Annotated in this window: 27 protein-coding genes and 1 pseudogene; 13 read left to right on the top strand and 15 right to left on the bottom strand. The window is 65.3% G+C overall.

Features of this window, described 5'->3' with window-relative positions; translation table 11 throughout:
* Positions 1–42: 42 nt before the first annotated feature.
* Positions 43–918: a MurR/RpiR family transcriptional regulator gene (locus ACQR1B_RS03610; protein ID WP_434834212.1), complete on the top strand. Its 876-nt coding sequence runs from the start codon at positions 43–45 to the stop codon at positions 916–918.
* Between the two features lie 28 nt (positions 919–946).
* Here ACQR1B_RS03610 and ACQR1B_RS03615 read toward each other — a convergent pair whose 3' ends face one another.
* Both ACQR1B_RS03615 and ACQR1B_RS03620 read right to left on the bottom strand, forming a co-directional pair.
* A complete protein-coding gene (locus ACQR1B_RS03615) occupies positions 947–2,086 on the bottom strand; it encodes a DUF4175 family protein (RefSeq protein WP_434834211.1) in 1,140 nt (379 codons plus the stop codon).
* Complete coding sequence (locus ACQR1B_RS03620; protein WP_434834210.1) at positions 2,074–4,038, bottom strand: TIGR02302 family protein; 1,965 nt, start codon at positions 4,036–4,038, stop codon at positions 2,074–2,076. The genes ACQR1B_RS03615 and ACQR1B_RS03620 overlap by 13 nt, the downstream gene beginning before the upstream one ends.
* A gap of 881 nt (positions 4,039–4,919) precedes the next feature.
* On the opposite strand from ACQR1B_RS03620, the gene ACQR1B_RS03625 reads away from it, so the two are divergent.
* Genes ACQR1B_RS03625 through ACQR1B_RS03635 form a run of 3 tightly spaced genes read left to right on the top strand, consistent with a single transcriptional unit; the run spans position 4,920 to position 5,767 of the window.
* Complete coding sequence (locus ACQR1B_RS03625) at positions 4,920–5,162, top strand: DUF1902 domain-containing protein (protein WP_434834209.1); 243 nt, start codon at positions 4,920–4,922, stop codon at positions 5,160–5,162.
* The gene (locus tag ACQR1B_RS03630) at positions 5,159–5,353 is read left to right on the top strand and encodes a type II toxin-antitoxin system HicA family toxin (RefSeq protein WP_434834208.1); all 195 of its coding nucleotides are present in this window, start codon (positions 5,159–5,161) and stop codon (positions 5,351–5,353) included. The genes ACQR1B_RS03625 and ACQR1B_RS03630 overlap by 4 nt, the downstream gene beginning before the upstream one ends.
* 57 nt (positions 5,354–5,410) lie before the next feature.
* Complete coding sequence (locus ACQR1B_RS03635) at positions 5,411–5,767, top strand: hypothetical protein (RefSeq protein WP_434834207.1); 357 nt, start codon at positions 5,411–5,413, stop codon at positions 5,765–5,767.
* A 585-nt stretch (positions 5,768–6,352) separates the two neighbouring features.
* On the opposite strand, the gene ACQR1B_RS03640 is transcribed toward ACQR1B_RS03635, so the two are convergent.
* Complete coding sequence (locus ACQR1B_RS03640; RefSeq protein WP_434871316.1) at positions 6,353–6,577, bottom strand: hypothetical protein; 225 nt, start codon at positions 6,575–6,577, stop codon at positions 6,353–6,355.
* A gap of 384 nt (positions 6,578–6,961) precedes the next feature.
* On the opposite strand from ACQR1B_RS03640, the gene ACQR1B_RS03645 reads away from it, so the two are divergent.
* Positions 6,962–8,263 carry a helix-turn-helix domain-containing protein gene (locus ACQR1B_RS03645; protein ID WP_434834206.1) on the top strand — a complete coding sequence of 434 codons (1,302 nt, stop codon included), beginning with the start codon at positions 6,962–6,964 and terminating at the stop codon, positions 8,261–8,263.
* A gap of 13 nt (positions 8,264–8,276) precedes the next feature.
* A complete protein-coding gene (locus ACQR1B_RS03650; protein WP_434834205.1) occupies positions 8,277–9,425 on the top strand; it encodes a beta family protein in 1,149 nt (382 codons plus the stop codon).
* 85 nt (positions 9,426–9,510) lie between these two features.
* Here ACQR1B_RS03650 and argC read toward each other — a convergent pair.
* Positions 9,511–10,496 (bottom strand): annotated as a pseudogene (gene argC, locus ACQR1B_RS03655) (N-acetyl-gamma-glutamyl-phosphate reductase).
* Between the two features lie 209 nt (positions 10,497–10,705).
* Here argC and ACQR1B_RS03660 point away from each other — a divergent pair.
* Together ACQR1B_RS03660 and ACQR1B_RS03665 are read left to right on the top strand one after the other, a co-directional pair.
* Positions 10,706–10,990, top strand: a complete 285-nt coding sequence (locus tag ACQR1B_RS03660) for a type II toxin-antitoxin system RelE/ParE family toxin (protein WP_434834204.1) — start codon at positions 10,706–10,708, stop codon at positions 10,988–10,990.
* 43 nt (positions 10,991–11,033) lie between these two features.
* Positions 11,034–11,330 (top strand): HigA family addiction module antitoxin, encoded by a 297-nt coding sequence (locus ACQR1B_RS03665; protein ID WP_434834203.1) that lies wholly within the window; start codon positions 11,034–11,036, stop codon positions 11,328–11,330.
* Positions 11,331–11,545: 215 nt separating this feature from the next.
* On the opposite strand, the gene lysA is transcribed toward ACQR1B_RS03665, so the two are convergent.
* The 3 genes from lysA to argH all read right to left on the bottom strand — a co-directional run bounded on the left by lysA (position 11,546) and on the right by argH (position 14,985).
* A complete protein-coding gene (gene lysA / locus ACQR1B_RS03670) occupies positions 11,546–12,811 on the bottom strand; it encodes a diaminopimelate decarboxylase (RefSeq protein WP_434834202.1) in 1,266 nt (421 codons plus the stop codon).
* A 405-nt stretch (positions 12,812–13,216) separates the two neighbouring features.
* Positions 13,217–13,510 carry an LPS translocon maturation chaperone LptM gene (lptM, locus tag ACQR1B_RS03675; RefSeq protein ID WP_434834201.1) on the bottom strand — a complete coding sequence of 98 codons (294 nt, stop codon included), beginning with the start codon at positions 13,508–13,510 and terminating at the stop codon, positions 13,217–13,219.
* Between the two features lie 83 nt (positions 13,511–13,593).
* Positions 13,594–14,985 (bottom strand): argininosuccinate lyase, encoded by a 1,392-nt coding sequence (gene argH, locus ACQR1B_RS03680; protein WP_434834200.1) that lies wholly within the window; start codon positions 14,983–14,985, stop codon positions 13,594–13,596.
* Between the two features lie 96 nt (positions 14,986–15,081).
* Here argH and tlpA point away from each other — a divergent pair, with 96 nt between their 5' ends.
* The gene (gene tlpA / locus ACQR1B_RS03685; RefSeq protein WP_434834199.1) at positions 15,082–15,771 is read left to right on the top strand and encodes a thiol:disulfide interchange protein TlpA; all 690 of its coding nucleotides are present in this window, start codon (positions 15,082–15,084) and stop codon (positions 15,769–15,771) included.
* A gap of 147 nt (positions 15,772–15,918) precedes the next feature.
* Here the strand turns inward: tlpA and ACQR1B_RS03690 are convergent, their stop codons facing one another.
* The 6 genes from ACQR1B_RS03690 to ACQR1B_RS03715 form a co-directional block, all read right to left on the bottom strand.
* Positions 15,919–16,116 carry a putative motility protein gene (locus tag ACQR1B_RS03690; RefSeq protein WP_434834198.1) on the bottom strand — a complete coding sequence of 66 codons (198 nt, stop codon included), beginning with the start codon at positions 16,114–16,116 and terminating at the stop codon, positions 15,919–15,921.
* A gap of 72 nt (positions 16,117–16,188) precedes the next feature.
* Entirely contained in the window at positions 16,189–17,067 is an 879-nt protein-coding gene (locus ACQR1B_RS03695; RefSeq protein ID WP_434834197.1) for a 3-hydroxybutyryl-CoA dehydrogenase, read from the bottom strand.
* Positions 17,068–17,165: 98 nt separating this feature from the next.
* Positions 17,166–18,104, bottom strand: a complete 939-nt coding sequence (locus tag ACQR1B_RS03700) for an electron transfer flavoprotein subunit alpha/FixB family protein (protein WP_434834196.1) — start codon at positions 18,102–18,104, stop codon at positions 17,166–17,168.
* Positions 18,104–18,853 carry an electron transfer flavoprotein subunit beta/FixA family protein gene (locus tag ACQR1B_RS03705; RefSeq protein ID WP_434834195.1) on the bottom strand — a complete coding sequence of 250 codons (750 nt, stop codon included), beginning with the start codon at positions 18,851–18,853 and terminating at the stop codon, positions 18,104–18,106. Before ACQR1B_RS03705 ends, ACQR1B_RS03700 begins: the two co-directional genes overlap by 1 nt.
* Positions 18,854–18,985: 132 nt before the next feature.
* Complete coding sequence (locus ACQR1B_RS03710; RefSeq protein ID WP_434834194.1) at positions 18,986–19,558, bottom strand: cob(I)yrinic acid a,c-diamide adenosyltransferase; 573 nt, start codon at positions 19,556–19,558, stop codon at positions 18,986–18,988.
* Between the two features lie 67 nt (positions 19,559–19,625).
* Positions 19,626–19,820, bottom strand: a complete 195-nt coding sequence (locus ACQR1B_RS03715; protein ID WP_008964842.1) for a twin transmembrane helix small protein — start codon at positions 19,818–19,820, stop codon at positions 19,626–19,628.
* A 130-nt stretch (positions 19,821–19,950) separates the two neighbouring features.
* On the opposite strand from ACQR1B_RS03715, the gene ACQR1B_RS03720 reads away from it, so the two are divergent.
* Positions 19,951–20,844 (top strand): YihY/virulence factor BrkB family protein, encoded by an 894-nt coding sequence (locus ACQR1B_RS03720; RefSeq protein WP_434834193.1) that lies wholly within the window; start codon positions 19,951–19,953, stop codon positions 20,842–20,844.
* Here ACQR1B_RS03720 and ACQR1B_RS03725 read toward each other — a convergent pair.
* Positions 20,771–21,904: an ATP-binding protein gene (locus tag ACQR1B_RS03725; protein WP_434834252.1), complete on the bottom strand. Its 1,134-nt coding sequence runs from the start codon at positions 21,902–21,904 to the stop codon at positions 20,771–20,773. The two genes, ACQR1B_RS03720 and ACQR1B_RS03725, sit on opposite strands and share 74 nt — an antisense overlap.
* 576 nt (positions 21,905–22,480) lie before the next feature.
* The gene (gene gluQRS / locus ACQR1B_RS03730; protein ID WP_434834192.1) at positions 22,481–23,350 is read right to left on the bottom strand and encodes a tRNA glutamyl-Q(34) synthetase GluQRS; all 870 of its coding nucleotides are present in this window, start codon (positions 23,348–23,350) and stop codon (positions 22,481–22,483) included.
* Positions 23,351–23,474: 124 nt separating this feature from the next.
* On the opposite strand from gluQRS, the gene ACQR1B_RS03735 reads away from it, so the two are divergent.
* The 3 genes from ACQR1B_RS03735 (at position 23,475) to ACQR1B_RS03745 (ending at position 26,366) form a co-directional block, all read left to right on the top strand.
* Entirely contained in the window at positions 23,475–24,128 is a 654-nt protein-coding gene (locus ACQR1B_RS03735; RefSeq protein ID WP_434834191.1) for a DNA-3-methyladenine glycosylase family protein, read from the top strand.
* Positions 24,129–24,233: 105 nt separating this feature from the next.
* A complete protein-coding gene (locus tag ACQR1B_RS03740; RefSeq protein ID WP_434834190.1) occupies positions 24,234–25,325 on the top strand; it encodes a DUF2855 family protein in 1,092 nt (363 codons plus the stop codon).
* Between the two features lie 69 nt (positions 25,326–25,394).
* Positions 25,395–26,366, top strand: a complete 972-nt coding sequence (locus tag ACQR1B_RS03745) for a peptidyl-alpha-hydroxyglycine alpha-amidating lyase family protein (RefSeq protein WP_434834189.1) — start codon at positions 25,395–25,397, stop codon at positions 26,364–26,366.
* The last annotated feature ends 173 nt before the right edge of the window (positions 26,367–26,539 follow it).

Here is a 26,539-nt window from a genome sequence, read left to right on the forward strand (position 1 = left end):
GACTTATGATGAGATTTTCTCAGCATGACGAATGAGGCGCGCGTGACGGGTTCCACCTTCAGCTCCGGGCCGGCTGCGACCGGCATTCTCTCGCGCGTGCGCGAGTTGCAGAACGAGCTGCCGCCAAAGGCCAGGCAGATTGCTGAGCTGATCATGGCTCAGCCGGAGCCGTTCATTCACAAGTCGATCACGGAGGTGGCCGAGGCCTGCGATGTCAGCGAGGGCACGATCGTGTCGTTCTGCCGCCGCGTGGGGGTGCGGGGCTTCCAGGAGCTCAAGATCATGCTGGCGCGGGATCTGATCGAGCCGGTGCGGCTGATCCAGGAGGATCTGCACCGGGGCGATGATCCGGCGACGGTGACCGCCCACATCTTCGCCGCCCACGCCGCCTCGCTGCAGGAGACGCGGCGGCTGCTGTCGATGGACGCGCTGGCGCAAGCGACGAGGCTGTTGCGGCAGGCGCGGCGGATCGAGATCTACGGCATCGGCAGCGCGGCGCCGATCGCGCAGGATCTCTCTTATCGGCTGCTGCAACTCGGGCTCGCGGCCAGCGCCATCGTCGATTCCCACGTCCAGGCGGTCAGCGCCGGCATGACCGGGCCCGAGGTCGCCACCGTCACGGTGTCGCATTCGGGCAGCACGGTCGAGACGGTGCTGGCGACGCGGCTGGCGCAGGCAGCCGGCGCCCGCACCATCGGCATCACCCGGCTCGGCAAGTCGCCGCTCGCGGCGCATTGCGAGGTGCTGCTGCACACGGTGGCGAACGAGACCCGCTACCGGCCAGAGGCGATGAGCAGCCGTGTCGCCCAGCTCGCCATCATCGACACGCTGGTGAGCTGCTGCGCCCTGACCGACACCGAGCGCTCGGTCGACCGGCTGCAGCACGCCGCGCGCATCCTGTCGGAGAAGCGCTACTGACGCCCCGCCCGCGCGAGCGGCGCGCGGACTAATAATCCTTCAGCAGCCGCTCGATGTAGTCGAGCTCGACCTGCGGCCGCGACGGGTCGGCGAAGCGGCGGCGCAGCTCTTCGAGGATGCGGCGGACGCGCTGCACGTCGATCTCGCCGGGAATCTTCTGCGAGAAATCGTCGATGTCGCGGCCGGGATGCATCGGACGTCCGAGCGGATCGGTCTGCTGGGCGCCCGCCTGGCGGCCGGCGCGCTGGCCGGGACCATCGCCGGGCTGGTCGCCGTCGCCCTGCTGCATCGCCTCGGCGAGGCTCTGCGCACCCTTGCGCAGCGCGTCCAGCGCCTTGCCCTGCGATTCCACGGCGCCTTCGGCGTTGTTGTCGCCGAGCTGGCTGCCGGCATCGCCCATCGCGCCGTCGGCCTCGTCGAGGCCCCCATCGCCGCTGTCGCCCTGGTCCCCCTGATCGTCCGGATCGCCCTGCTGGCCCTGCTGCCCCTTCTGGCCTTTCTGACCCTTCTGCCCCTTGTCGCCCTTCTGGCCCATGCCGCGCTTGGCGAGTTGCTCCTGCAGCTGCTTCAGCCGGTCGCGCAGCGCCTGCTGATCCTGCTGCAGGTCGCTCATGCTCTGGTCCTGGTCGCCGCCCTGCTGCTGCTTGCCGCGGTTGCGCCGGGAGTCCTGGCCCTGCTTGAAGGTCTTGTCGCGAAGCTGCTGCTGCTTGCGGATCATGTCGCCGAGTTCGTTGAGCGCCTGCTCCATGTCGTCGTCGCCGCCCTGGTTGGGCTGCGCGAGCTGCAGGTTCTCCATGATCTGCGCGAGCTGCTCGAGCAGCTTCTGCGCGGTCTCGCGATCGCCCTTGCGCATCGCCTGCTCGATCTGGTTGAGCATGTTCTCGAGGTCGCGGCGGGAGATCGTCGACTGCCGCTGTGCCTTCGGCTGCGCGGATTTGTAGGCTTCGAGCTTCTGGATCGCGTCGGCCTGGTTGTTCAGGCTCTTCGGCGCATCCTTCTGCCGGAGATTGTCGGACGAGTCCTGCATCGCCTTGTCGACGCCGTCGAGCAGCTCATCGAGATCGACCTGATCCTGCGGCGCGGCCGCGGCGACGCGGCAGGCCGACACGACGACGAAGCCTGCCATCAGCAGCGCGGTGAAAACTGACCAGGGTCCTAGCCGCCGCATTTACGGTCTCGCATGAATTGATCCGCCGGTTCATTGGGCTTGCTGGCACGCGCCGCCGCCTTGCGATAGGCCTGCAGCTGCTCGCGCAGCGCATCCTGCTGCCGCGCCAGTTCCTCGACCTGCTCGGGCGCCGCGCGCAGCGTCTTCTGCCGCAGCTCGATCGCCTGGTTGAGGATCACCTGGACCTCTTCGGCCAGCGGCTGCCGCGCCCCGAGCGGGTTCTGCTCGGATTGCCTGGCGAGGTCGCGCAGCTTGCCGTCCATGGCCTCGCGCAGCTTCTTGGTCAGCGCCTTGATCTCGTCCTCGCTGGCGCCGCGCTCCAGCGCCTGCTTCAGCGCCTCCTGCGCCGAACGCAGCGCCGAATTGGCGCTGCCGGCGACGCTGTCGTCCTCGATGGTGACGGCGAACGACCAGAGATTGCCGACCACCTCGCGCAGCGCATCATCGGCGCGCGCGGCTTCGAGCTGCGACGCCAGGCTGCGCAGGCCGAGATAGCAGCCGGCATCCGGCGTGAACAATTCGGGCGCGATCAGGAGCGCATCCAGCGCGGTGGACACTTCGCCTTTGCGGTTGGCATCGAGCGCCAGCACGCGCCGCTGCTCGACCAGCGCCCGCGCTAAGGGCTTGGTGAACAGCCGCTCCGGCAGCTTGGTGTCGACCGGCTCGCTGGTGCCCTCGTTGCCGGCCTCGTCCTTGGCCGTCAGCGTGATCGTGACGTCGGCGCCGGCATAGGGGTCCTCGTTCAGATCCTTGACCGTCTGGCCGACGCCGTTGCGGGTGCGCGCGTTCGGCAGCACCAGCGGAAACTCCGGCGGCTGGAACAGCGGCCGCGGCGGCGGCGCATCGGCGCTCTGGCCCTCCGGCGGACGCGCGGCGATGCGCGCGCGGGCTTCGGTGACGCCGTAATCGTCCTCGAGCTTGTAGGACAGTTTCAGCCCGCCGCGCGCCTGGCGCTCGGGATCCTTGGCCATGCTGATGACGGGCGGCTTGTCCGGCGTCGCCGAAAACACCCATTGCGGCTGACCGGCGGGCGCGCGCACGTGAACCGTGCCGTCGGTCTTGATCGTGTAGTGCTTCTCGGTGGTGCCCTTCGGCGCCGCCTCGCCCGGCGCGCCCTCGCCCGGCGCCGCCTCCGCGATGCCGCCTGACGTGATCACGTCGAGCGTGCCGCCGCTGGAGCGCACGATCAGCGTCGAGCCCGCGGGCACCACGATCGGGCCATTGGCCGGCACGGCGCCTTCCTTGTTGGCGGCGGACAGGATGATCGGCGGCTTGGCGGTATAGAGCGGCGGCTTGACCCAGGCATCGACGCGGATCGTGACCGGCGCCAGCACGCCGTTCCAGTCGAACGCCGAGGCGACGCGCAGCGTGCGCTCGTCGCCCGCCGCGAAATAGGTCGCGACCAAGAGCACCACGACCAGCGCGCGCACGGCCCAGGGATCATGCAGCAGCAGCCGCGGCCGCGGCGTGCCGGCGCGGATGCGCCGGATCGAGGCCAAGGTGCGCTCGCGCTGCGCCAGCCACAGCGCGCGGGCGATCGGATCCTGGGTCGAGAGCGTGTCGGTGAGCGCCGTGGCGGGCCGGTGGGCAATGCCCGAGCCGCGATCGAGCCGCGCCAGCCCCTCGTCGCGGGTCGGCCAGCGGAACGAGCGCAGCGCCGGCACCGCGGCGCCGAGCAGAAGCAGCAGAAACAGGACAATTCCGACCGCGCGGGCCGCGAACGGCAGGCCGAGCCAGAGGCCGGCCCAGGAGACGATCAGGAACAGGCCGACGACCATCAGCAGCCGGGCGAGATGCGGCCAGCCGCGCTCCCAGGCGAGGGCATACCGAGCCCGCTTCAGCGCCTGCGCCAGCTTCAGCCGCGCCACGCCATCATGCGCGAGGCCATCACGCGTCAGGCCATCGGGGGGGCTGCTTGCCGGACCAGCCGGCTCGGGGGTGACACCGCTCAACAATCTCTCCAGGTTGCCCGGACCTTGACGCTAGCACAAAGGCGCCGGTGAGGCACCCGTTCCTGCGGGCCTTTGCGCCGGCACAGGCGGTTCACACGGGAGTGTGACCGCGCGCGCGGGTTCCCGGGGAGTTACGGACGTACCGGGGCCTCATGGTTCTCAAGGCGATGCGAGCGCATCGCCTGAACGCGCCGCGCCCGAGGCAGTATCGCCGCACATCAAACTTCGTCCGGCGCGTCGCTCCTCGCCATGCGCTGGCATCGAGACCCGCGCCGCAACGCGAGAGACGACTCGCGCCCCTCACCCTGAGGGCCCGCCGCAGGCGGGCGTCTCGAAGGGCGAGGCCCCCGCTGCCAACCATGCAAACCCGTTCTCGCGGCGCGTTTGCACCCGAGTTATCCGTGAATTCGTCACCCTCTTCAAACAGAGGGCGCAGGGAAGACCAGGCGCCGGCCGGCGCCTATGGTCCGCGTGCAACAAATAAGCACGCGGCAGAACCACAGGCTCAGCCGGGATCACCCGGCCTTCCCTGCGCGATGGTGTTACGATTTATACGCGATCTTCCCGGGGACCGGCTTGTTGGCCCCGTCGCGGACGACACGTCATCGCCCACTTGGCATCAGCACCGGGATGCCAGAACCACGCGACTTCCTCGTCGCACCGGGATCGTTCGTCCGCGCGAGCAAGCCCGCGCTGCGTCCCCATGCGCCCACCGCATCCCGCACCCGACGTCCGTGACGATCGCGAAGCGCCCCCTCAGCGGGACGGGATGCGCGGAGTAGAGCACGATTTCGGATAAAGCGCAAGAGCAATCTTCGCTGCGGGGTTGATTTTTCAAAACGGCGCGCCACAACATGCATCGAGCAGAGGAGCACGCCGAAATGTCGACGATCGTCGTTCGCGCGACCTGGGACCCGGAAGCCAGCTATTGGGTCGCCGAAAGCCCTGATGTGCCGGGCCTCGCTACCGGCGCGGCAACGCTCAACGAACTGGCCGCCAAGCTGCCCGGCATCATCCAGGACCTGCTCGAAAGTCCTGACAGCCCCGATGTGACGGAGACCGAAATCCCCGTTGAGATCATCGCCTCCATCTCGACAAAGGTTCGCGCCCACGTCGCCGCGTGAAGAGCTTCACACCAGAGCTCAAGAAGATCCTGCGCGAAGCGGGCTGCGAATTCGTGAGGCGTGGACGCGGCGATCATGAGATCTGGCAAAGCCCAATCAACGGCCACCGCTTCGTCGTCGACAATGCCATTCCCTCGCGCCACCTCGCCAATGCCGTTCTGAAACAAGCCGGATTGCCGAAGGCGTTCTGACGTCCATCAGCAACGCTGCTCAACTACGAGCGCCACGATTTCAAAGGCTCTGGACCCATGACGCCCCAAGACCTTGCTACCCTCTCGCCTCAGGAGCGGCTCGACCTCACCCTCGACCTCTTGGAGAGTCCGGCCGCCGAAGGCGTGGCTCTGACCCCGGCCCAGGACGCCGCGCTTGTGCAGCGGATTGCCGGGCTGCGTGACGTCCACGATGAATTGGAATGGACCAAGCCGCTCTTGGCCGAGGCCATCGCCGAGATCGACCGCGGCGAGGGCGTGCCGTTGGCAGAGGTCGAGGCGCGTCTCGACGGTTTATTAGTGCAATGTCAACGTAATTCGAGATCGTTCGTCCGCACGGAAAAGACCTGCACTGCGACTCGATGCGCCACCGCATCCCGCACCCAACGTCCGTGACGATCGCAAAGCGCACCCTCTATGGACGGGATGCGGGGAGCAGCCATGATTTCGGATAAAGCGCATACGCTTATTTCCCTCTGAGCGGTGCTCGGCACGGGGCGCCGCCTTGAACGGGAGCTAGCATCCAGAACTTCGCCATCTATACATGCACCTGCTTCCGTCCGAAGAGCAGTTACCCCGCAAAGCAATCGCGAAAAACATCGACTCGAGAATGAGTTAAGCGCATAGCGCGACCACGTGTTTGGAAAACCGGGCCAAACCTCGCTCAAACGGGAAAAATTATGAAGAAATTTTGGGCAGACCATGTTGTTTATCACATCTAAGAATTCTCGCGATGTTTCAAACCCTTGCTTTCTTAACGCTGAACACCACACTGCAAGCGGTGCAAAGCCTCGTTACGCGTGCACCGATCAAATGGATTGCGAGTCCCTGAGTATCTCCTAGAACTATTTGGCGAGCGTCACGACGAATCGACGCCGATGAATAGTCTAAGTTGTCAAAAACAGGGCTCGTAGTCTGGCCTGCTTTTCGTAAGGCTGTGTCGCTGGTGGATCGCCGGAGTAGTGACTCGCACCCGCTATGTCAGCCGGGGTGCGAGGAGCAGCCCTGATGGGCTTGTTCAACCGAAAGGAAGGTGACTGAAATGAATACCTCGACTTTGAAGGTCTCTCTTGGCCCGATCGGGGTCACCGGTACCGGATACGGTACCGGCGCCGCCGTGATAGTCGTAATAGCGATCATCATCTGGTTGATTGAGGTGAGGCCCCCGTTCTTCCTGATGTGATCCCGATCAATGACTTGAGCCATCTAACGCTGGCGGCTCCACCCTCCAGCGTTAGATCTTTTTGCACTAGTTTGTGGGCGTGGCAAGCGATCTTGTGATTTAGCCGTGACCTGCTCTAGGCCTTCGGATTTCGATGACAGCGCATTCGGTGAAGCCGGCAGGGACAAGCCTGTCGTGCGCGACCAGCCCAGGCGCAAGATAATCGCGGCGCCGCTGCAATCCCCAACATGCCTTCGAACCTGCCCCTTGGCACTCGCTTGGCCGGCGCGCGCTTCCCGCAACAGATACTTCGGTTTCTGCCACTGTTGAGATTCTCAACGGGCCGACGCCCAATACTGTGCAAAGGTCCCAGCTTACCAATTTGGCAGAAGGGTAGACACAACAATTTTGTTGTGTTAGAGGGCATCATGCTCGATGCGCCACTTATCCTAAACGAACGTGAAGCTCGCAAAGCGCGCGCGGCGCTCACTCGTATCGACAAGCTTCTATCCTCAGACAGCTATTTTTCTGCCGCTTTAGGAAGGTTACCACCCGAAGTTCTCGGCATGCACGAAAACGCCCTTCGAGGCGCACGCAAATCCTTTGCGGCCATGCTCGAGGGGTACGAGAAAGCACAATCTGGCGAGTTCACCGAATTCGCCGATAGATGGCGCTCTGAACCTGGCGTGGTGCTTATTATCGCTCGGATTGCAAAGGGCCTATCGCAAGCCGAACTAGCCGACCGGCTCGCAATGCGCGAACAACAGATACAGCGATATGAAAGCGAGCGCTATAGATCCATCAGCTTGCAGAACTTCAAGAGAGTCGCTGCGGTACTAGGCGTAGATTTGCAGGCGATTATCGCGAGCGAGCACACGACGACCTTCCTCTCCACATTGGGCGCTCCCAACCGACCCGACGTTCCAGACCAGCAGCTAAAGGCCATCATCGAACATGCAAAGAAATTCGGCTGGTTTACTGTTCCCACAGAACCCACGGAGCGGCTTCGAGCAGTGCTCGACTACATCGGCGATAGCCATGCAAAGTTTGGCAGTCCTGGGCTACTGAGAACTGGACTGAAGTCACTTGATCTCAAAGACGACGCCTTGCTTGCGGCTTGGCGAGCAAGGGTTATTCAACGCGCCGAAGCAGTTGGTATCGAGATACAAACGACGTTCGATCATCTCGAGATTTCATGGCTTGCCGATCTCGTCCGTCTGAGCGTGCTGCCTGACGGGCCCAAGCGCGCCCTGCGTCTTGCGCAAGAAAAGGGAATCGTCGTCGTCATTGAACCGCAGCTAACGGGACTGCGATTGGATGGCGCAGCGTTTCTCTTGGGAGGAACGCCGGTCATTGGATTAACCTTACGCCATGACCGACTCGACAATTTCTGGTATACACTTCTTCATGAGCTGGCCCATGTCTACCTCCACTATCTTTCGGGCTTAGCCGCTGGATTCTTTGACGAAGATCTTGAGGGCGAAAAAAGTGACGAGCTTGAAGTTGAAGCAGATCGTTTCGCATCGTCGGCTTTAATTCCACCGGAGGCTTGGCGCTTGTCTCCAGCCCGTATATCTCGAAGTGCCGGGCCAATTGAAAGTCTTGCGAATCAATTGGAGATACATCCTGCGATAGTATTTGGCAGGATAAGAAAAGAGCGTAACAACTATAAGATTTTCTCTGATCGCGTGGGGTTCGGAGTAGTTCGGAAGCAACTGTCGTCAGCCTAATGGAGATTGCCCGATGCTGAACATCGGTAGCGGTGTCTACTCGCCGGTGCTGCGTCTGAAGGAGGGTGAGTATACAGCCCTCGGTCAATTGCCTGCGGATGTTCTCGCTAGGCTGCTTCCCTTATTCGTAATTCCACCTGCCAAAGAACGCGATCCGGAATTGCAGCGACAGCTCACCGCTTCTGAGCTCGTGTCTATTCCAGGCCAGCGGTTAGGAAAGCATTGGCCGCTAAGGCCTTGCATGTTCGATCCACGATTTTTGTTCAAACAACTTGGAGCAGACAATGCCGCAGAGTGGCTGCCTGAATTATTTCGAGTCGCGATGGCAGCACACGGCCGTCCGATACCGGTTGTTGATCTGCGAACCGTTGAGAGGGGCGCGCTCGACGCAATCCGCTCAGTTGTCCATCGTTTAACGCACAATCTCGCATTAAGGGTCACGCTCGACGATTTGACCCGCACCGATCTTCGAACGCGCATTCACAGCGCGCTACTGAAGATTAGTTTGAAGCCGCAGGATTGCATCCTGATCTTAGATTTTGGAAAGGCTGAACTATCTGATCCTCAAGCGGTTGGTGAAATTTTGCTGGCCCAGTTTCAGAAGGTCATGGAGTTGGGGCTCTGGGGCCAAGTGATTTGGCATGCCACTAGCTATCCAGAAAAGAATCCCGCCAGTCCAGGGCAGCTTGTTGAGTTGCCGCGCAACGAATGGCTGGCTTGGAGCCATGCCATCAATTTGGATTCAGGACTGCGGAAACACCTTATGTTTGGCGATTTCGCCGCAGATAGCGCGAAGTTCGCGTTTGGATCAGGAGGCATTGCGCCGATCTGCCACTATCGCTACAGCACACCGCGACTTTGGATAGTGATCCGCGCTTTGGAAGCTGTAACCGTAAGGGAAGGGATGAAAGAGATTGCAACGAGGCTTGTATCTAGCGAACACTTCGCTGGCCGCGCATTTTCTCGCGGCGACCGTTACATTGCTGATACAGCGAGTGGCAGAGATGGCCCCGGGAACGCAACTACTTGGCGTAAAGTGAATACCGTCCACCATTTGAATCGCGTGGTTACCGACTTAGGGCCGCACTTGGGGTACCAAATCGCAGAACGAAAGGATACGCCCATACCTGAACAGACCGATCTCTTCGGAAGGAACAGCTAGACCGCGCCCGGCGCATCGGCTGAAGCGATCGCCTCCCATCTTAACTGCGGATGCCGCCAGCTTGGCTTCGACAACAGCCAAGCCCTCACGGCCAAACCGGCGCCCCCTCCAGTCCCGCCGTTTCCGGCAGCCCGCACATCAAATTCGCATTCTGCACCGCCTGCCCGGCGGCGCCCTTGCCGAGATTGTCGACGACGCCGAGCGCGATCACCAAATTGCGGTCGGGGTCGGCGGCGTAGCTGACGAAGGCGAGGTTGGAGCCGGTGGCCCATTTGGTCTGCGGCGGCTTGTCGGTGACGCGGACGAAGGCGCTGTCACGATAGAAGCGGCGGGCGGCGTCGAGGCACTGCGCCGTGGTGGCGCGGCCGCGGGCGTAGATGGTGGCGAGGATGCCGCGGGTCATCGGCACCAGATGCGGCGTGAACACGAGGCCGGCGGCGCTGCCGCCGCTGAGGCGCGCGATCGTGCTTTCGATCTCGGGCATGTGGACGTGCTTGAGCAGGCCGTAGGGGATCAGGTTCTCGTTGCTCTCGGCGTAGCCGAATTTGCTGTCGCCGCCGCGGCCGGCGCCGGAGATGCCGGTCTTCAAGTTTTCTTGGCGTCGATCACGATGTTCTCGGGCGAGATCAGCTTTTCGGCGAGCAGCGGCGCCAGCGGGGTCAGCGCCGCCGCCGGGAAGCAGCCGGGATTGGCGATGCGGGTCTGGCCCGCGATCTCGCTCGGCCAGACGTCGGCGAGGCCGTAGGTCCAGCCGTCGACGTAGCGGTGGTCGCCGCCGATGTCGACGATCTTCACCTCCTTCGGCACGCGCGCCAGCGCGTCGGCCGAGGCGCCGGTGGGGAGCGAGGCGAACAGCACGTCGAGCTGCGGCAGGCGCGCGGGGTCCCACTTCTCGATCACGAGATCGGCGAGCCTGGCCGGCACGCCGGGGAAGCGCTCCGCCAGCCGGCTTCCGGCACTGCCCTCGCCCGCGGCGTAGACCAGCTCGAACGCCGGATGCCCCGCGACCAGGCGCATCGCCTCGCCGCCGCCAAAACCGGAGATACCGACGATGCCGACGCGAATGCTCATGGGTGGGGGTCCTGATGGTGGAGCCTGACTTGCGCGTCTTACCATTGGATCATGATGCGGTTCTACCGGATCGCATCACGATCTAATCAAACCGTTTGAGCATGGTCTCTTCAGGGATCCGGTTTCCGCTCCTTCCCAATCATGCTTTGGTATCTCCGCGTGATACGAAAACCTTGCTATAGAGATCACGAAGTGATATGGAGGTATCGGTGATCCGGAGCTTCAAGGGGAAATTGGCTGAGCCGATCCTTCAGGGCCGTGTGGTGCCGAAGGGTTTCCCGACCAATCTCGCCCGGATCGCTCGCCGCAAACTGATCATGGTGGACTCGGCCGAGGTTCTTCAAGCCCTGAACTCGCCTCCCGGCAATCGCCTCGAGGCTCTCAAGGGCGACCTTGCGGGGAAGCATTCGATCCGCATCAATGATCAGTGGCGGATCGTGTTCCGATGGACCGACGCCGGGCCGGAGGATGTGGAGATCATCGACTATCACTAGATATGAACAGGCCCGATGTGGCCATGGACAAGCGAGAGCGGAGATGGCGAAGAAACTTCCGCCGGTTCATCCCGGTGAAATCCTGCGGGAAGAGTTCCTCGTTCCGCTCAAGCTCACGCCCTATGCCGTCGCCGCCGCGCTGAAGGTGCCACGCACCCGGATCGAACGCATTGCGCGCGAAGAGAAACCGGTGACGGCCGACACCGCGCTGCGGCTCGGCAAGTTCTTCAAGACCGGCGGTGCATTCTGGATGAACATGCAGGCGCGATACGATCTCGAAACAGCGGAAGACACGCTCGCGCCTGACATCGAGAAGATCGCGGCTTACGAAGCGGTGTGAGTACCAACTCGGCAGGGATCGTGGCAGTCACGACGATCTATGCTGGTGCGCCGAGCGACCTGCTCATCAGTTACTCCGTCATGCCCGGGCTTGTCCCGGCCATCCACGTCGTCCCGCGCGCTCGGATGGACGTGGATGCCCGGGACAAGCCCGGGCATGACGATGTGGAGACAGATGTGCGCGGCGGCGCGAGCTGCGTGCGCGTCAGGCCGCACTCACAGCCACGGCGCCGGGGTGTCCATCGCGATCAGCTGCTCGACCTCGATGCGCGGGCGGATCACGGCGGACTGGTCGCCCTTGACCAAGACCTCGGGGACCAGAGCGCGGGTGTTGTAGGTGCAGGCCTGGACGGCGCCGTAGGCGCCTGCGGTCATGATGGCGAGGAGGTCGCCGGGCGCAGGTTCGGGCAGCGTGCGGTCGAGCGCGAGGTAGTCGCCGCTTTCGCAGACCGGGCCGACGACGTCGGCCACGAACGCGGGCGCGTTCGGCGCGGGCTGCTTCACGGGGAGGATGTCGTGATGGGCCTCGTAGAGCGTCGGGCGGATCAGATCGTTCATCGCGGCGTCGATGATGACGAAGTTCTTGGCCTCGCCATGCTTCACATAGATCACCTTGGCGACCAGGATGCCGGCATTGCCGACGATCATGCGGCCGGGCTCGAACATCAGGGTGCAGCCGAGATTGTGCGAGACGCGCTTGACCATCGCGGCATAGGCCGCGGGCTCCGGCGGCACGGCGCGGTCCATGTGATAGGGGATGCCGAGGCCGCCGCCGAAATCGACATGGGAGATGTCGTGGCCGTCGGCGCGCAGGGTCTGCACGAACTCGGTGAGGATGCGGAACGCGGTTTCCATGGGGCCGAGATCGGTGATCTGGCTGCCGATATGGACGTCGACGCCGGTGACCTTGATGCCCTTCATCTTGGCCGCGCGGGCGTAGACCTTGCGGGCGTGCTCCAGCGGAATGCCGAACTTGTTCTCCGACTTGCCGGTCGAGATTTTGGCGTGCGTGCCGGCATCGACATCCGGATTGACGCGGATGGAGATGCGGGCGGTGTGGCCGGTCTCGTTGGCGAGCCGCGCCAGCAGGTCGAGCTCGGGCTCGGATTCGATGTTGAGGCAGTGGATGTCGGCCGCGAGCGCGGCGCGCAGCTCGGTCTCGGTCTTGCCGACGCCGGAGAACACGATCTTGCGCGACGGAATGCCGGCCGCCAGCGCGCGCTTCAATTCGCCGCCGGAGACGACGTCGGCGCCGGCGCCGAGCTTGGCGAGCGTGCGCAGCACCGACTGGTTGGAATTGGCCTTCATCGCGTAGCAGATCAGCACGTCCTGGCCGGCGAAGGCATCAGTGAACACGCGGTAGTGCCGCTCCAGGGTCGCGGTCGAGTAGCAGTAGAACGGCGTGCCGATTTGGGCTGCGAGCGCGGTGAGATTGACGGCCTCGGCGTGCAGCACGCCGTCGCGGTAGTCGAAATGGTTCATGGGTCGGGTCCGCGCACGGCTTGCGAGATTGAGTGATTGTGGCGGCGAATTGCCGGGAAATGCGGCGGAATGTCAATTGAGGCGGCCGGGGACGGCATGTGTCCTCCTCTTCAGAGGACGACGATAAGACCGCCGATCACCGGATAGTCGGATTCGGGCTGTCGCCTCGGTGACGGTGCGCCCCCTCGCCCCGCTTGCGGCGAGAGGGTTGGGGTGAGGGGGGCTCTCCATGCGCACCGGACTCGCGGAGAGCCCCCTCACCCGGATTGCATCTGACGATGCAATCCGGCCTCTCCCCGCGCGCGGGAGAGGCGAAGACTGGCTTCGCGGCGGGCAGCTGCTTACGATCGGAGAGCCGGAGAGCACATCAGGCCTGCACGTGGCAGGCCGAAACGGCCGCAGCCGCTATTTGCTGTCGAGCAGCGGATCCAGGATGAAGGATTTTTTCTGGCCGCGCGAGGCGGCGGGGGCGGCGTCGGCGCCGTAGCCGGAGTTGAACACGCCCGGCCTGTTGGCGGCCTCGGTCGCGGTGTCGGCGGGAGCGGCCGACATCTGCGGCGCCGGCGGGGAGTTGGCCGGCAGGTCCAACGGGCCCTTGCGCCCGCAGGCGGCGAGCGAGAGGGCTGTGGCGCCCAGGACCAGAACGACCCGGGCAGCGGACATTGGACGGCGAGCGCGATTCACGTGTGAAATCCCCATGCGGGCGGCACCATACAGAGATCGGCTGGACATGACGAGTGCCGGAGTGCCACGCCAGGACGATCAAATTTCGGCCGGGAGCCCTACTTTCGCTGTTTTTCCAGCCGCTTCAGCCAGGCCTTGGCCTGCGCGGCGACGTTCTTCGGCGCGGTGCCGCCGAAGCTGGTGCGGCTCTTCACCGACGACTCGACCGAGAGCACGCCGAGCACGTCAGCCGTGATCTTCGGCTCGACCTCCTGCATCGCCGTCAGCGGCAGCTCGTGCAGGGCGACGCCCTGCTTCGAGGCGAGCGCGACGATGCGCCCCGTCACGTGGTGGGCGTCGCGGAACGGCATCTTCAGGGTGCGGACCAGCCAGTCGGCGAGGTCGGTCGCGGTGGCATAGCCCTCGCCGGCGGCGGCCTTCATGCGGGCCTCGTCCGGCACCAGGTCGAGCGCCATGCCGGTCATGGCGCGGATGGCGAGCGAGAGTGCTGCGAAGGCCTCCATCGCGCCCTGCTTGTCCTCCTGCATGTCCTTCTGATAGGCGAGCGGCAGGCCCTTCATCACGATCAGGAGCCCGTTCAGCGCGCCGATGACGCGGCCGGTCTTGGCGCGGACGAGCTCGGCGGCGTCCGGATTGCGCTTCTGCGGCATGATCGAGGAGCCGGTGGTGAACTTGTCCGACAGCTTGATCAGGCCGACCAAGGGCGAGGTCCAGATCACGATCTCCTCGGCGAAGCGCGACAGATGCACGGCGCAGATCGAGGCGGCGGACAAGGTCTCCAGCACGAAATCGCGGTCGGACACGGCGTCGAGCGAATTGGCCATCGGGCGGTCGAAGCCGAGCGCTTCCGCCGTGGCATGGCGGTCGATCGGGAACGAGGTGCCGGCGAGCGCGGCGGCGCCGAGCGGCGATTCATTGAGCCGCTTGCGGGCGTCGAGAAAGCGGCCGCGGTCGCGGCCGGCCATCTCGACATAGGCCATGAGATGGTGGCCGAAGGTGACGGGCTGGGCGGTCTGCAGATGGGTGAAGCCGGGCATGACCGTTCCGGCATGGTCGAGCGCGCGGCTCGCCAGCGCATGCTGGTAGGCGGCGAGCGACGCGTCGATGTCGTCGAGCGTGTCGCGCACGAACAGGCGGAAATCGGTCGCGACCTGGTCGTTGCGCGAGCGCGCGGTGTGCAGGCGGCCGGCGGCGGGCCCGATCAGCTCGGACAGGCGGCTCTCGACGTTCATATGGATGTCTTCGAGCGCCCGCTTGAATTCGAACGACCCCTTGGTGATCTCTGACAGAATCGTGTCTAGACCCTTGGCCATATTTTTCGCATCACCCGCGGTGATGATGCCCTGGGCGGCGAGCATGGCGGCGTGAGCCTTGGACGCGGCGATATCCTGCGCGTAGAGATGGCGATCGACGTCGATCGAGACGTTGATGTCCTCCATGATGGCGTCCGGACGTTCCGAGAACCGGCCGCCCCACATCTTGTTGCTCATGCCTGACTGCTCTTGAACTTGCTGATCGCCACGGGATGGGACACCGTCCGGCGACCTCCCGAAACCCGCGCTCCTGATAGCCGCAACCGACCCGCCATGACAAACGATAAGCCAGAGCCGTCCCCTGCCCGCCCCGCCTCCTCGCGGAAGACGCTGCTTTTGGCCGGCACCGTGGCGGTGGTCGCCGTGGCCGGCCTCGCGGCGGTGGCGTTCGGGGGGCTTCTGAAGGGCAAGCCGGCCGGCGACCAGGCCTGCCAGGCAGCAGTCGCGACCGCCAAGCGGATCGCGCCGCTGATCAAGGGCGAGGTCGCCGCGCTGACGGCGGCCTCGGCGCCGCTGCGGCTGCCGGACCTCGCCTTCGAGGACGGCATGGGGGCGGCAAAGAAGCTGTCGGACTTCCGCGGCAAGACGGTGCTATTGAACCTCTGGGCGACCTGGTGCGTGCCCTGCCGCAAGGAGATGCCGGCGCTGGATGGGCTGCAGGCCAGGCTCGGCGGCGACGATTTCCAGGTCGTCGCGGTCAACATCGACACCCGCGATCCGGAGAAGCCGAAGACGTTCCTCGCCGACGCCAAGCTGACGAAGCTCGCCTATTTCAGCGACCAGAAGGCCAAGGTGTTCCAGGATCTGAAAGCGGTCGGGCGCGCGCTGGGGATGCCGACCTCGGTGCTGGTCGACGGCCATGGCTGCGAGATCGCGACCATCGCCGGCCCCGCCGAATGGGACAGCGCCGATGCGGTCAAGCTGATCCAGGCGGTGACGGCGAAGGCCGCCGCGGGGCTCTGACGCTCGGCATTGTGCGCGAAGCTGTTCCCAGGTCGTGATGGCCGGGCTTGTCCCGGCCATCCACGTCGGCCGGCATGCGCAGAACCGCGAGGATGCCCGGGACAAGCCCGGGCACAACGAGCAACTGATTGGTTGGAAGCGTCGCGCTCAGGCGGCGATGTTCAGGTTGCCGCCGACGCCGGGGCCGACATTGGCGAGCGAGAGCGTCTGCTGCGCGCCGCCGAGCAGCGTCAGGACGGCATCCTTCTGCGCGTCCAGGTTCTGCTTCATCACCGATGTCGCGACCTGCTGCTGGGTCGCACTCGCCTGCTGCGCCATGACCGCAGCGACCAAGCTCATATCCATACGCTTATACCTCGTTGAGCCGAACAGTAACCGATCAGCCTTAACGAAGCGTGTGGATCGTTTCAGATTGTTTCAGCGGGTCGGCACCGGCTTCGGGCCGCGGTAATCATAGAAGCCGCGCTGGGTCTTGCGGCCGAGCCAGCCGGCCTCGACATACTTTACCAGCAGCGGACAAGGCCGGTATTTGGAATCGGCGAGCCCCTCGTGCAGCACCTGCATGATCGACAGGCAGGTATCGAGGCCGATGAAATCCGCCAGCTCCAGCGGACCCATCGGGTGGTGCGCGCCGAGCTTCATCGCCGCATCGATCGCCTCGACGTTCCCGACGCCCTCATACAGCGTGTAGATCGCCTCGTTGATCATCGGCAGCAGGATGCGGTTGACGATGAAGGCCGGGAAATCCTCGGACACCGCGACCTGCTTGCCGAGCCGTCCGACGAACTCCTTGGCCGCCTCGAAGGTCGTGTCGTCGGTGGCGATGCCGCGGATCAGCTCCACCAGTTCCATCAACGGAACCGGGTTCATGAAGTGGATGCCGATGAAGCGCTCCGGCCGGTCGGTGCAGGCGGCGAGACGGGTGATCGAGATCGACGAGGTGTTGGAGGCGATGATCGCCTCCGGCTTCAGCACGGCGCAGAGATCGTGGAAGATCTTGCGCTTGACGTCCTCCTTCTCGATCGCGGTCTCGATGACGAGATCGCAGTCGGCCAGACCGTCGAGGCTGTGGGCCAGCGAGATATGCCCCAGCGCCTGGCTGCGCGCCTCCTCGGCGATGACCTTCTTGGCGACCTGACGGGTCAGATTACCGTTGATCGTGGCCATGCCCGACTTCAAGCGGTCGGCGCTGACGTCGTTGAGCACCACGTCGAGCCCGGCCAGCGCGGCGACATGCGCGATGCCGTTGCCCATCTGTCCTGCGCCGATCACACCGAGCTTGTTGATCTGAGCCATGTTGTCATCCACCGGAACGGCACGCCATCTGCGTCCGTCCATGTCCTAGAAGATAGAACACCGGCCGCCACGGTCCCATGCGGCCGGCGTCCACAACGTCACTTGCCGAGCGCTTCCGTCAGTTCCGGAACCGCCTGGTAGAGATCGGCCACCAGGCCGTAATCGGCGACCTGGAAGATCGGTGCGTCCTCGTCCTTGTTGATCGCGACGATCACCTTGGAGTCCTTCATACCAGCGAGATGCTGAATGGCGCCTGAAATGCCGATGGCGACATAGAGCTCCGGCGCCACCACCTTGCCGGTCTGGCCGACCTGCCAGTCGTTCGGCGCGTAGCCGGCGTCGACCGCGGCCCGCGAGGCGCCGACACCGGCGCCCAGCTTGTCGGCGAGCGGCTCGATGTACTTGGCGAAGTTCTCGCGACTCTGCATCGCGCGGCCGCCGGAGACGATGATCTTGGCCGAGGTCAGCTCGGGACGATCGCTCTTGGCGACCTCCTCGCCAACGAAGGTCGACAGCGCCGGATCGCCGGCCGCGGCGACGGTCTCCACCGACGCGCTGCCACCCTCGCCCGCCGCGGCGGCGAAGGTCGAGGTGCGCACGGTGATGACCTTCTTGGCGTCCTTCGACTTCACGGTCTGGATCGCGTTGCCGGCATAGATCGGCCGCTCGAACGTGTCGGGGGCCACCACCTTGATGATCTCCGACACCTGCATCACGTCGAGCAGGGCGGCGATGCGCGGCATCACGTTCTTGAAGCGCGAGGTCGCGGGCGCGACGATCGCGTCGTAGTTCGCCGCGAGCTTGACGACGAGGTCGGCGAGCGGCTCGGCGAGATCATGGGCGTAGGCCGCGTCATCGGCGAGCAGCACCTTCTTGACACCCGCGAGCTTGGCAGCCGCTTCGGCCGCGCCCTTGGCGCCCTGGCCCGCGACCAGCACGTCGACGTCGGCCCCGAGCGCGGCAGCCGCCGTCAGCGCCTTGTTGGTCGCATCCTTGATGACGGCATTGTCGTGTTCGGCAATCAGCAGCGTGGCCATCAGAGCACCCCCGCCTCGGTCTTGAGTTTGGAAACGAGCTCGGCGACGTCCTTGACCTTGACGCCGGCCTTGCGGCCGGCCGGCTCGGAGGTCTTGAGGATCTCGAGCCGCGGCGTGAGATCGACGCCGGTGTCGGCCGCGGTCTTCTCCGCGATCGGCTTCTTCTTCGCCTTCATGATGTTCGGCAGCGACGCGTAGCGCGGCTCGTTGAGGCGGAGATCGGTGGTAACGATCGCCGGTCCCTTGAGCTTCACGGTCTGCAGGCCGCCATCGACCTCGCGGGTGACCTTGAAGCCGGACCCTTCGACTTCGAGCTTGGAGGCGAAGGTCGCCTGCGCCCAGCCGAGCAGCGCGGCCAGCATCTGGCCGGTCTGATTGCTGTCGTCGTCGATCGCCTGCTTGCCGAGGATGATCAGGCCGGGCTGCTCCTCCTGGGCGACAGCCTTGAGGATCTTGGCGACCGCCAGCGGTTCCACGTTGCCTTCGGCCTTGACCAGGATGCCGCGGTCGGCTCCCATGGCGAGCGCGGTGCGGATCGTCTCGGACGCCTGCGCAGGCCCGATCGAAACCACCACCACCTCGGTCGCCTTGCCGGCTTCCTTCAGCCGCAGTGCTTCCTCGACGGCGATCTCGTCGAACGGATTCATCGACATCTTGACGTTGGCGAGCTCAACGCCCGATCCGTCGCTCTTGACGCGGACCTTGACGTTGTAGTCGACCACCCGCTTGACCGGCACCAGAACCTTCATCGATCCTCTTTCGCTCTCAATCTTCCGGGGTTGACCTTTCGGGCGCGGAACCTAAAGCGCCCGTACCCCCCGGTCAACGCGCGAGGGGTGAAAAAAGCAAGCTCGCACGTCGCCGGGTTAACGGTTCTGCGTTCAGCGGTTCTGGCCCGGCACCCACAGCACGTCGCCGGCGCCGTTCCGGTTGGCGGCGCGGCTGGCGACGAACAGGAAATCCGACAGCCGGTTCATATAACGAATGGCGGCCTCGCTGACCGGCTCATCCGGCTTGCCTGCGAGTTCCGCCATGATCCGTTCCGCCCTGCGGCAAATGGTGCGCGCGACGTGCAGATGCGCCGCCGCCGGGGTCCCCCCCGGGAGCACGAACGAGGTCAAAGGCGAGAGCCGCTCGTTCAGCGTATCGATGTCGCGCTCCAGCCGGTCGACCTGGCTGGCGACGACGCGCAGCCGCTCGGCCTTGCCTTCGCGCTGCGGCACCGCCAGATCGGCGCCGAGGTCGAACAGATCGTTCTGGATCAGGCCCAGCATCGCGTCGATCTCCGGCGCGTCGGCCAGATGCAGCCGGACGACGCCGATCGCGGCGTTGGTCTCGTCGACGGTTCCATAGGCGGAAACGCGCAGGTCGAACTTGGGACGGCGTTCGCCGTTGCCGAGCGCGGTGGTGCCGTCGTCACCGGTCCGCGTATAGATGCGATTGAGGACAACCATGATGCTTTCTCAACGTCCAGTCTCAGCGCCCACTGTCTCAACGGCGCAGTTCGTCAACGTCCCGTCATCAACGCCCCATGGCCCAGATCGCCGCCATGGCAATGACGATCGCCACGAATTGCAGGATCACCCGCCAGCGCATCAGCTTCTGCGACAGATTCGGCGAGCCGCCGCGCGTCATGTTGACGAGGCCGAGAAACAGCACCAGCGCGACCGCGCCGACGGCGATAGGAAGGATGAATTTACCGAGAAGCGAAGCCATTTTGGCTAGATAACACCGCAAACGCAGGAGCGCCATGCCGGATCGGGACGCCCGCCCCTGCAACTTCTGGCTTTTGGGCCCGTAATATCGGATTGTACAAATCACGTTCTTTCGCGGAGTGCAGGAACAGGTGAAGGCGCTTCGCTACATCGTCCACGTCGTCATGGATGCGTTCTACACCTTCCTCGCCGACGACGGCTGGGCGATCGCCAGCCATATCGCGCTGTCGACCCTGATGGCGCTGTTTCCGTTCCTGATCGTCCTGACCTCGCTCGCCGGCTTTCTCGGCTCCAAGGACCTGGCCGACCAGGCCGCCACCCTGATGCTCGAGACCTGGCCGGCGCAGGTGGCGGATGCGCTGACCGGCGAGATCCACGACGTGCTGACCACGACCCGAACCGATGCGCTGACCATCGGCGCCGTGCTCGCGGTGTACTTCGCCTCGAACGGCGTCGAGGCGCTGCGGGTCGCCCTCAACCGCGCCTATGGCGTGATCGAGCAGCGCAGCTGGTACTGGCTGCGGCTGGAATCGATCGGCTATACGCTGGTTGCGGCCTTCACCGCGCTGGCGATGTCGTTCCTGATCGTGCTCGGCCCGCTGATGGTGGCCACGGCCCGGCGCTATCTGCCGCTGGCGGTCGAAGCCAACGAGCGGTTCGTGAACCTGTCGCGCTACGGCATCACCATCAGCGCCCTGATCGTGGCGCTGTTCATCCTGCACGCCTGGCTGCCGGCCGGGCGGCGCAGCTTCATGCAGATCATGCCCGGCATCGTCTTCACCTTCGTCGCCTCGCTGGTGTCGGGCATCGTGTTCGGCCAGTATCTGGCACGCTTCGCCAACAACTACGTGACGATGTATGCCGGGCTGGCCTCGGTCATCATCGCGCTGGTGTTCCTGTATTTCATCGCCGCGATCTTCGTCTATGGCGGCGAGTTGAACGCATCGATCATCAAGTCGCGGCTGCCGCGCGGCGTGACGCTTCAAGAAGCGCAGTCGCTAGAGCCCGCGGCGAAACGGGCTTGAGCAGGAACGCGTTGGCACCGGCGGCGCGCGAGGCCGCCTCGTCCTCGCCACGGCCGGACACCCCGATGATCGGAATCGCCCCGTGGGGCGCATCGAGCTTGCGCACCCGGGCAATCGCCTCGACGCCGTTGATGCCCGGCAGCACCATGTCCATCAGCACCGCATCGTAGTGGCCCGCCGCGATCCGTTCGGGCGCGGCCTCGCCGCGGCCGATGAACTCCGCCTGGTGGCCGAGTTCGTTGAGGATGGTGTTGAGCACCACGCGGCCGAACGGATTGTCCTCGACCCCGAGAATGCGCAGCGGCCGCGTCGGCGCCAGGGTGACGCCATCCTCGCCGCCGCCGGCCGTCGTGTGCGGCTCCGCCGCCACCGCCAGCGTGACCGTCAGCGTGAAGGTCGTCCCGCCTCCCTCATGCGGCGCCACCGCGACGTCGCCGCCCATCGCCCGCGCCAGCTGCCGCACCGAGGACAGGCCGAGGCCGGCGCCGCCGAAGCGCGATGCGATCGAGACATTGGCCTGGCTGAACGGGCGGAACAGCCGCTTGATCTCCTGCAGGGTCAGACCAATGCCCGAATCCGAGACGTGGAAGGCAACCGCCACACGCCCCTTGCCGCCGCCCTTGGCGCGACCGCCACGGCCCGCAAGCGAGATCCGGAGACCGACGCCGCCCTGCTCGGTGAACTTCACGGCGTTGTCGATCAGGTTTTCCAGCGCCGCGCGCAGACGTACGGGGTCGCCGATCACGAGCCCCGGCAACGCGTCGGAGACCTCGATCTTTGCATCCAACCCCTTCGCAGCGGCGCGGCCGGCGAGCGAGTCGCCGGCAGCTCGCGCCAGCACGCGCAGATCGAACAGATCCTCGCGCAGCAGCGCCCCCGTGGTCTCGTCCTTGGCGGCGGCGACGAACAGGGTCGCGAGACTCGACAGGTGCTCCGCGCCGGCCTTGATCGTGTCGACCCAGCGCCGCTCGCGCTCGCCGAGTTCGGAGGTCGCGAGCAGATCGCTGATGGCGAGAATGCCCGTCAGCGGCGTGCGCACCTCGTGCGCGAACACGGCCAGCGCGGCTTCGACGACGCCCGGCGCGCCCGGGCCGGCGGTCCTGGCTCCCTGCGGCGTCGCTTGCGGTTTCGTGACTGCCGATTTGGAGGCACTTCGCCGGCCCCCCGCCTTCGCCGTGACCTGTGGAACGTGCTTTTTCAGCGGCCGCGCCTTCGCGCGTTCCTTGGCCGGCGCCGCCTTGGCCGGCGCCGCTTTGGCCGCAGGCGTCTGCGACCGTGGTGGGCTGGACTTGGGTGTCCCGGGGGACGTCTTGCCGAGAGGTTTCTTGCCGAGAGGTGTCTTGCCGGCGGCCGTGCTTGACGCGCCGGCGGGCCTGGGCGCAGCCGCCGTGGCCGGTCGGGCCCGACGCCCCGTACTCATCTTCCGAACGCGCTTCATCATGGCCCCTGTGACATGAACTCCGAAAAACGAAGGGGCACTCCCACTGTCATGTCTGTCGTGCCGCTTTCGATTGAAGCTCCCGATTAACCCGCGCCATTGTTCAGCATGGCACGGTCGTTTCCGGGTGTCACGATGCCGCAAAGGTTGTCCCCGCCGGAAACATGCGACGACATCGGGACTTGCGCCAGGACGCGGCTACACCATGCCGATCCTGTGTCGGATTTGAGCCCGCGAGATGCCTCCCGCGCGCAGGGCGCGCAATCCGGTCGCCTGACTGGACTTGGACAGCTTATGGCCCTGATCGTCGCGAATCAGTCGATGGTGCCGATAGGCCGGGGCCGGCAGGCTAAGCAGGACCTGGAGCAGCCGATGCACGCTGGTCGCATGAAACAGGTCCTGGCCGCGCACCACCTCGGTCACGCCTTGGAGCGCGTCGTCCACGACCACCGACAAATGGTAGCTGGTGGGCGTTTCCTTGCGCGCCAGGATGACGTCGCCCCACGCCTCCGGCCTTGCCTCGACCGTCCCGGCCTCGCCACCGGGCCCACGGCCGACTTCATCCCAGCTCAGCCGGCCGGCGCGCGCGACCGCCGCTGTCATGTCCAGCCGCAACGCATAGGGCGCGCCGCCCGCCATCAGCTCTGCACGCCGTGCTTCAGAGAGCATCTTGGCGTGTCCCGGATAGAGCGGCGCACCGTCGGGATCGCGCGGCCAGCCGCCGTCGGCGTCACGCTGTCCCACCAGCCGGGCGATCTCGGCCCGGCTTTCGAAACTCGGATAGACCAGTTCCATCGCCTGCAGCCGCGCCAGCGCCGCGCGATACTCCGACAGATGCTCCGACTGCCGCCGCACCGGCTGCTCCCAGGCGATGCCGAGCCAGGCCAGGTCCTCGTAGATCGCCTGCTCGAATTCGGGACGACAACGGGTCGGGTCGATATCCTCGATGCGCAGCAGCAGGCGGCCGCCGCTCTCCTGCGCGCGCTGGAAGTTGAGCAGCGCCGAAAAAGCATGGCCGAGATGGAGATAGCCATTGGGGCTGGGGGCAAATCGGAAAACGGGTGGCATGGCAGATCGTCCTTGCCGGACTTGAGCTCGCGTGATCCGACACTCATGCTTTCGCGGGCCCCTTCGATCCGAGATGGATGCGCGGGTCAAGCCCGCGCATAACGATCCAGAAAGTCCTGCCACGATGACCCTCCATCTCGACAGCCAGGCCATCCTCGAGGATGCGATCCGCGACCTGGTCAGACAGGACGTGCGGCTGGCGCCGATCCTCGACGCCACCGGCATGCCGGCGCTGCGGCGGCGGGAGCCGGGCTTTGCGGGGATCGCCCACATCGTCTGCGGCCAGCAGCTGTCGACGGCGAGCGCCGCAGCGATCTGGGGCCGGCTGCAGGCGGCGTTCGATCCGTTCGAGGCGGATGCGATCCGCCGCGCCCGCGCCGACCGGCTGGGACGCCTGGGGCTCTCCGCCGCCAAGATCAAGACGCTGAAGCACATCGCGCGCGAGCTCAGTGCCGGGCGGCTGAACCTCGACGTGCTCGCCAACGAGGATGCCGACGCCGCGCACGCGACGCTCACCGACCTGCCCGGCATCGGGCCGTGGACGGCCGACGTGTATCTGCTGTTCTGCCTCGGCCATGGCGATGCCTGGCCGGCCGGCGATCTCGCCGTGCAGGAGGCAGTGAAAGTCGGGCTCGGCCTCAGCGCGCGCCCGACGACCAAGCAGATGATGCCGCTGGCCGAAGTCTGGCGGCCGCTGCGCGGCGCCGCGGCGCATCTGTGGTGGAGCTACTATCGCGTGATCAAGAACCGCGAGGGCGTGATCGCTTCGGCCAACTAACAACCTTCGCGAACGCCGTTTGAAACAAAGTTGGGGTTGCAAAACGGTCATCGATCTCGGCCAGGATCGCATGGGAGACATCCACCAACGCCCGAGGTCATCACCATGCAATCGACCGACTTCATCGTCGCGCGCAACGACCTCAAGACCTGCCGGACGATTGTCACCGAATTGCCCGAGGGCAATGCGCTCCCCGCAGACGGGCTGCTGGTCAAGGTCGACCGCTTTGCCTTCACCGCCAACAACATCACCTACGCGCTGCTCGGCGAGCCGTTGAAATATTGGCAGCTGTTTCCAGCACCCACCGGCTTCGGCATCATTCCCGCATGGGGCTTCGGTGACGTGATCGCCTCGCGCCATCCCGCCGTGGCCCCGGGCGCGCGCCTGTTCGGCTATTTTCCGATGGCAACGCATCTCGTCATCGGGGCGGCCGATGTCAGCAAGCGCGGCCTGCGCGACGCCGCCGCGCACCGCCAAAGCGTGGCCCCGGTCTACAATGCCTATGCGCGGGTCGGTGACGATCCCGCCTTCAGCGGCCGACAAGGCGACTACCAGGCGCTGCTGCGTCCGCTGTTCATGCTGTCGTTCCTGGTCGACGACGCACTCGCCGAGCAGGCGCATTTTGGCGCGTCGGCGGTGATCCTGTCGTCGGCCTCGAGCAAGACCGCGTTCGGGCTTGCGCACCTGCTGCAGACGCAGCGCCCGGGCATCCGCGTGGTCGGACTGACCTCGCCGTCGAACACGGCGTTCGTCCGTTCGCTCGGCTGCTACGACGAGGTCGTGACCTATGATGCAGTGGACCGCCTCGACGCGGCCGCTCGCGTGGCGTTCGTCGACATGGCCGGCAACGCGCGCCTGCGCGCCGCGCTGCATCGGCATTTCGGCGATCATCTGGTCTATTCGGGCCGCGTCGGCCTGACGCATCAGGACGGCAGCGACGATGCCGAACCCCTGCCCGGCGCGAGGCCCACCTGGTTCTTCGCGCCCGACCAGATCAGGAAGCGCGCCAGGGAGTGGGGACCGGGTGGCATCGAGACGCGGCTCGGCGCGGCGTGGCGAGACTTCGCTCCGCGCCTCGACGGCTGGCTGACGGTGACGGAGGGACGCGGACCGGAGGCCGTGCAGCGTGTTTATCTCGACACCTTGCAGGGGCTGATTCCACCGCATGAAGCCCACATGCTGTCGATGGCGAGCTGAGCGGGTTTCCGCCGGCGGCCGAACCCGTGTAGCGTTGCGGAAACGCAGCTTGCATGGGGAACAAAGGCGATGGCTAGACTCGGGACCGGCGACTTCACCTATCGTGTCGTCAAGGACTGGGCGAAGCTGCCCGAGGGCTGGGCTCTGACCGACGTTGCGTCGGTCGCCGTCGACAGCAAGGACCGCGTCTACGCCTTCAACCGCGGCGCTCATCCGATGATCGTGTTCGACCGCGACGGCAATTTTCTCAGGAGCTGGGGTGAAGGCCTGTTCAGCCGCGCCCACGGCCTGTCGATCGATGCCGACGACAATCTCTATTGCACCGATGACGGCGACCACACCGTGCGCAAGTGCACTGATGACGGCAAGGTGCTGCTGACCATCGGCCTGCCGGAGCGGCCCACGCCGTTCATGAGCGGCGAGCCGTTCAACCGCTGCACCCACACGGCGCTGTCGCCCTCCGGCGAGATCTATGTCTCCGACGGCTATGGCAATGCACGGGTCCACAAATACACGCCCGATGGCAAGCTGATCAGGAGCTGGGGCGAGCCCGGCTCCGACCCCGGGCAGTTCAACATCGTTCACAACATTGCGACCGATGCCGACGGCTTCGTCTACGTCGCCGACCGCGAGAACCACCGCATCCAGATCTTCGACGGCGACGGCCGCTACGAGACGCAGTGGAACAACCTGCACCGGCCGTGCGCGCTGTGCGCCTGCGGCGCCAAGCGCAAGACCTTCATCATCGGCGAACTCGGTCCCGGCTTGCCGGTCAATCTCAACGTCCCCAATCTCGGTCCGCGCCTGACGATCGCCGATGCCACCGGCAAGCGGCTGGCGCGGCTCGGCGGCGAGCACGGTCCGGGGCTGGAAACAGGGCGTTTCCTGGCGCCGCATGGTCTCGCCATCGACAGTCGCGGCGACATCTATGTCGGCGAGGTCGGCGTCACCAATTGGAGCACGAGCTTCCCGGACCGGCCGATGCCCGACGAGGTCAGGATCCATCGCTGCCTGCAGAAGCTGGAGCGGGTGCCGGTCTGAAGTCCCTTCTGCAACTGAGTTGCACTGCGGCGGAGCGCTGCGACACCATGCTTTCGACACGCTTTGGACGGACCTTCGAAAGCCGGGAGAAGTGATGTCAAGCCATTCTTGGGGCTTCACAATCCCGTCACGCTGCATGTAGTATGTGAGGGCATGCTGCTTCGCAGCCGTTA

It is taken from the genome of Bradyrhizobium oligotrophicum (assembly GCF_051168495.1).
Lineage (GTDB): Bacteria > Pseudomonadota > Alphaproteobacteria > Rhizobiales > Xanthobacteraceae > Bradyrhizobium > Bradyrhizobium oligotrophicum_A.

Bases quoted from the DNA above. Each gene is read 5' to 3' on its own strand.
- ACQR1B_RS03710 (WP_434834194.1), bottom strand. From the start codon at position 19,558: ATGGTTGTCCTCAATCGCATCTATACGCGGACCGGTGACGACGGCACC.
- ACQR1B_RS03665 (WP_434834203.1), top strand. From the start codon at position 11,034: ATGGCGAAGAAACTTCCGCCGGTTCATCCCGGTGAAATCCTGCGGGAA.
- lptM (WP_434834201.1), bottom strand. From the start codon at position 13,510: ATGGGGATTTCACACGTGAATCGCGCTCGCCGTCCAATGTCCGCTGCC.
- lysA (WP_434834202.1), bottom strand. From the start codon at position 12,811: ATGAACCATTTCGACTACCGCGACGGCGTGCTGCACGCCGAGGCCGTC.
- ACQR1B_RS03615 (WP_434834211.1), bottom strand. From the start codon at position 2,086: ATGCGGCGGCTAGGACCCTGGTCAGTTTTCACCGCGCTGCTGATGGCA.
- ACQR1B_RS03645 (WP_434834206.1), top strand. From the start codon at position 6,962: ATGCTCGATGCGCCACTTATCCTAAACGAACGTGAAGCTCGCAAAGCG.
- ACQR1B_RS03740 (WP_434834190.1), top strand. From the start codon at position 24,234: ATGCAATCGACCGACTTCATCGTCGCGCGCAACGACCTCAAGACCTGC.
- ACQR1B_RS03745 (WP_434834189.1), top strand. From the start codon at position 25,395: ATGGCTAGACTCGGGACCGGCGACTTCACCTATCGTGTCGTCAAGGAC.
- ACQR1B_RS03640 (WP_434871316.1), bottom strand. From the start codon at position 6,577: ATGGCTCAAGTCATTGATCGGGATCACATCAGGAAGAACGGGGGCCTC.
- tlpA (WP_434834199.1), top strand. From the start codon at position 15,082: ATGACAAACGATAAGCCAGAGCCGTCCCCTGCCCGCCCCGCCTCCTCG.
- ACQR1B_RS03625 (WP_434834209.1), top strand. From the start codon at position 4,920: ATGTCGACGATCGTCGTTCGCGCGACCTGGGACCCGGAAGCCAGCTAT.
- ACQR1B_RS03705 (WP_434834195.1), bottom strand. From the start codon at position 18,853: ATGAAGGTTCTGGTGCCGGTCAAGCGGGTGGTCGACTACAACGTCAAG.
- ACQR1B_RS03690 (WP_434834198.1), bottom strand. From the start codon at position 16,116: ATGGATATGAGCTTGGTCGCTGCGGTCATGGCGCAGCAGGCGAGTGCG.
- gluQRS (WP_434834192.1), bottom strand. From the start codon at position 23,350: ATGCCACCCGTTTTCCGATTTGCCCCCAGCCCCAATGGCTATCTCCAT.
- argH (WP_434834200.1), bottom strand. From the start codon at position 14,985: ATGAGCAACAAGATGTGGGGCGGCCGGTTCTCGGAACGTCCGGACGCC.
- ACQR1B_RS03715 (WP_008964842.1), bottom strand. From the start codon at position 19,820: ATGGCTTCGCTTCTCGGTAAATTCATCCTTCCTATCGCCGTCGGCGCG.
- ACQR1B_RS03635 (WP_434834207.1), top strand. From the start codon at position 5,411: ATGACGCCCCAAGACCTTGCTACCCTCTCGCCTCAGGAGCGGCTCGAC.
- ACQR1B_RS03735 (WP_434834191.1), top strand. From the start codon at position 23,475: ATGACCCTCCATCTCGACAGCCAGGCCATCCTCGAGGATGCGATCCGC.
- ACQR1B_RS03695 (WP_434834197.1), bottom strand. From the start codon at position 17,067: ATGGCTCAGATCAACAAGCTCGGTGTGATCGGCGCAGGACAGATGGGC.
- ACQR1B_RS03650 (WP_434834205.1), top strand. From the start codon at position 8,277: ATGCTGAACATCGGTAGCGGTGTCTACTCGCCGGTGCTGCGTCTGAAG.
- ACQR1B_RS03700 (WP_434834196.1), bottom strand. From the start codon at position 18,104: ATGGCCACGCTGCTGATTGCCGAACACGACAATGCCGTCATCAAGGAT.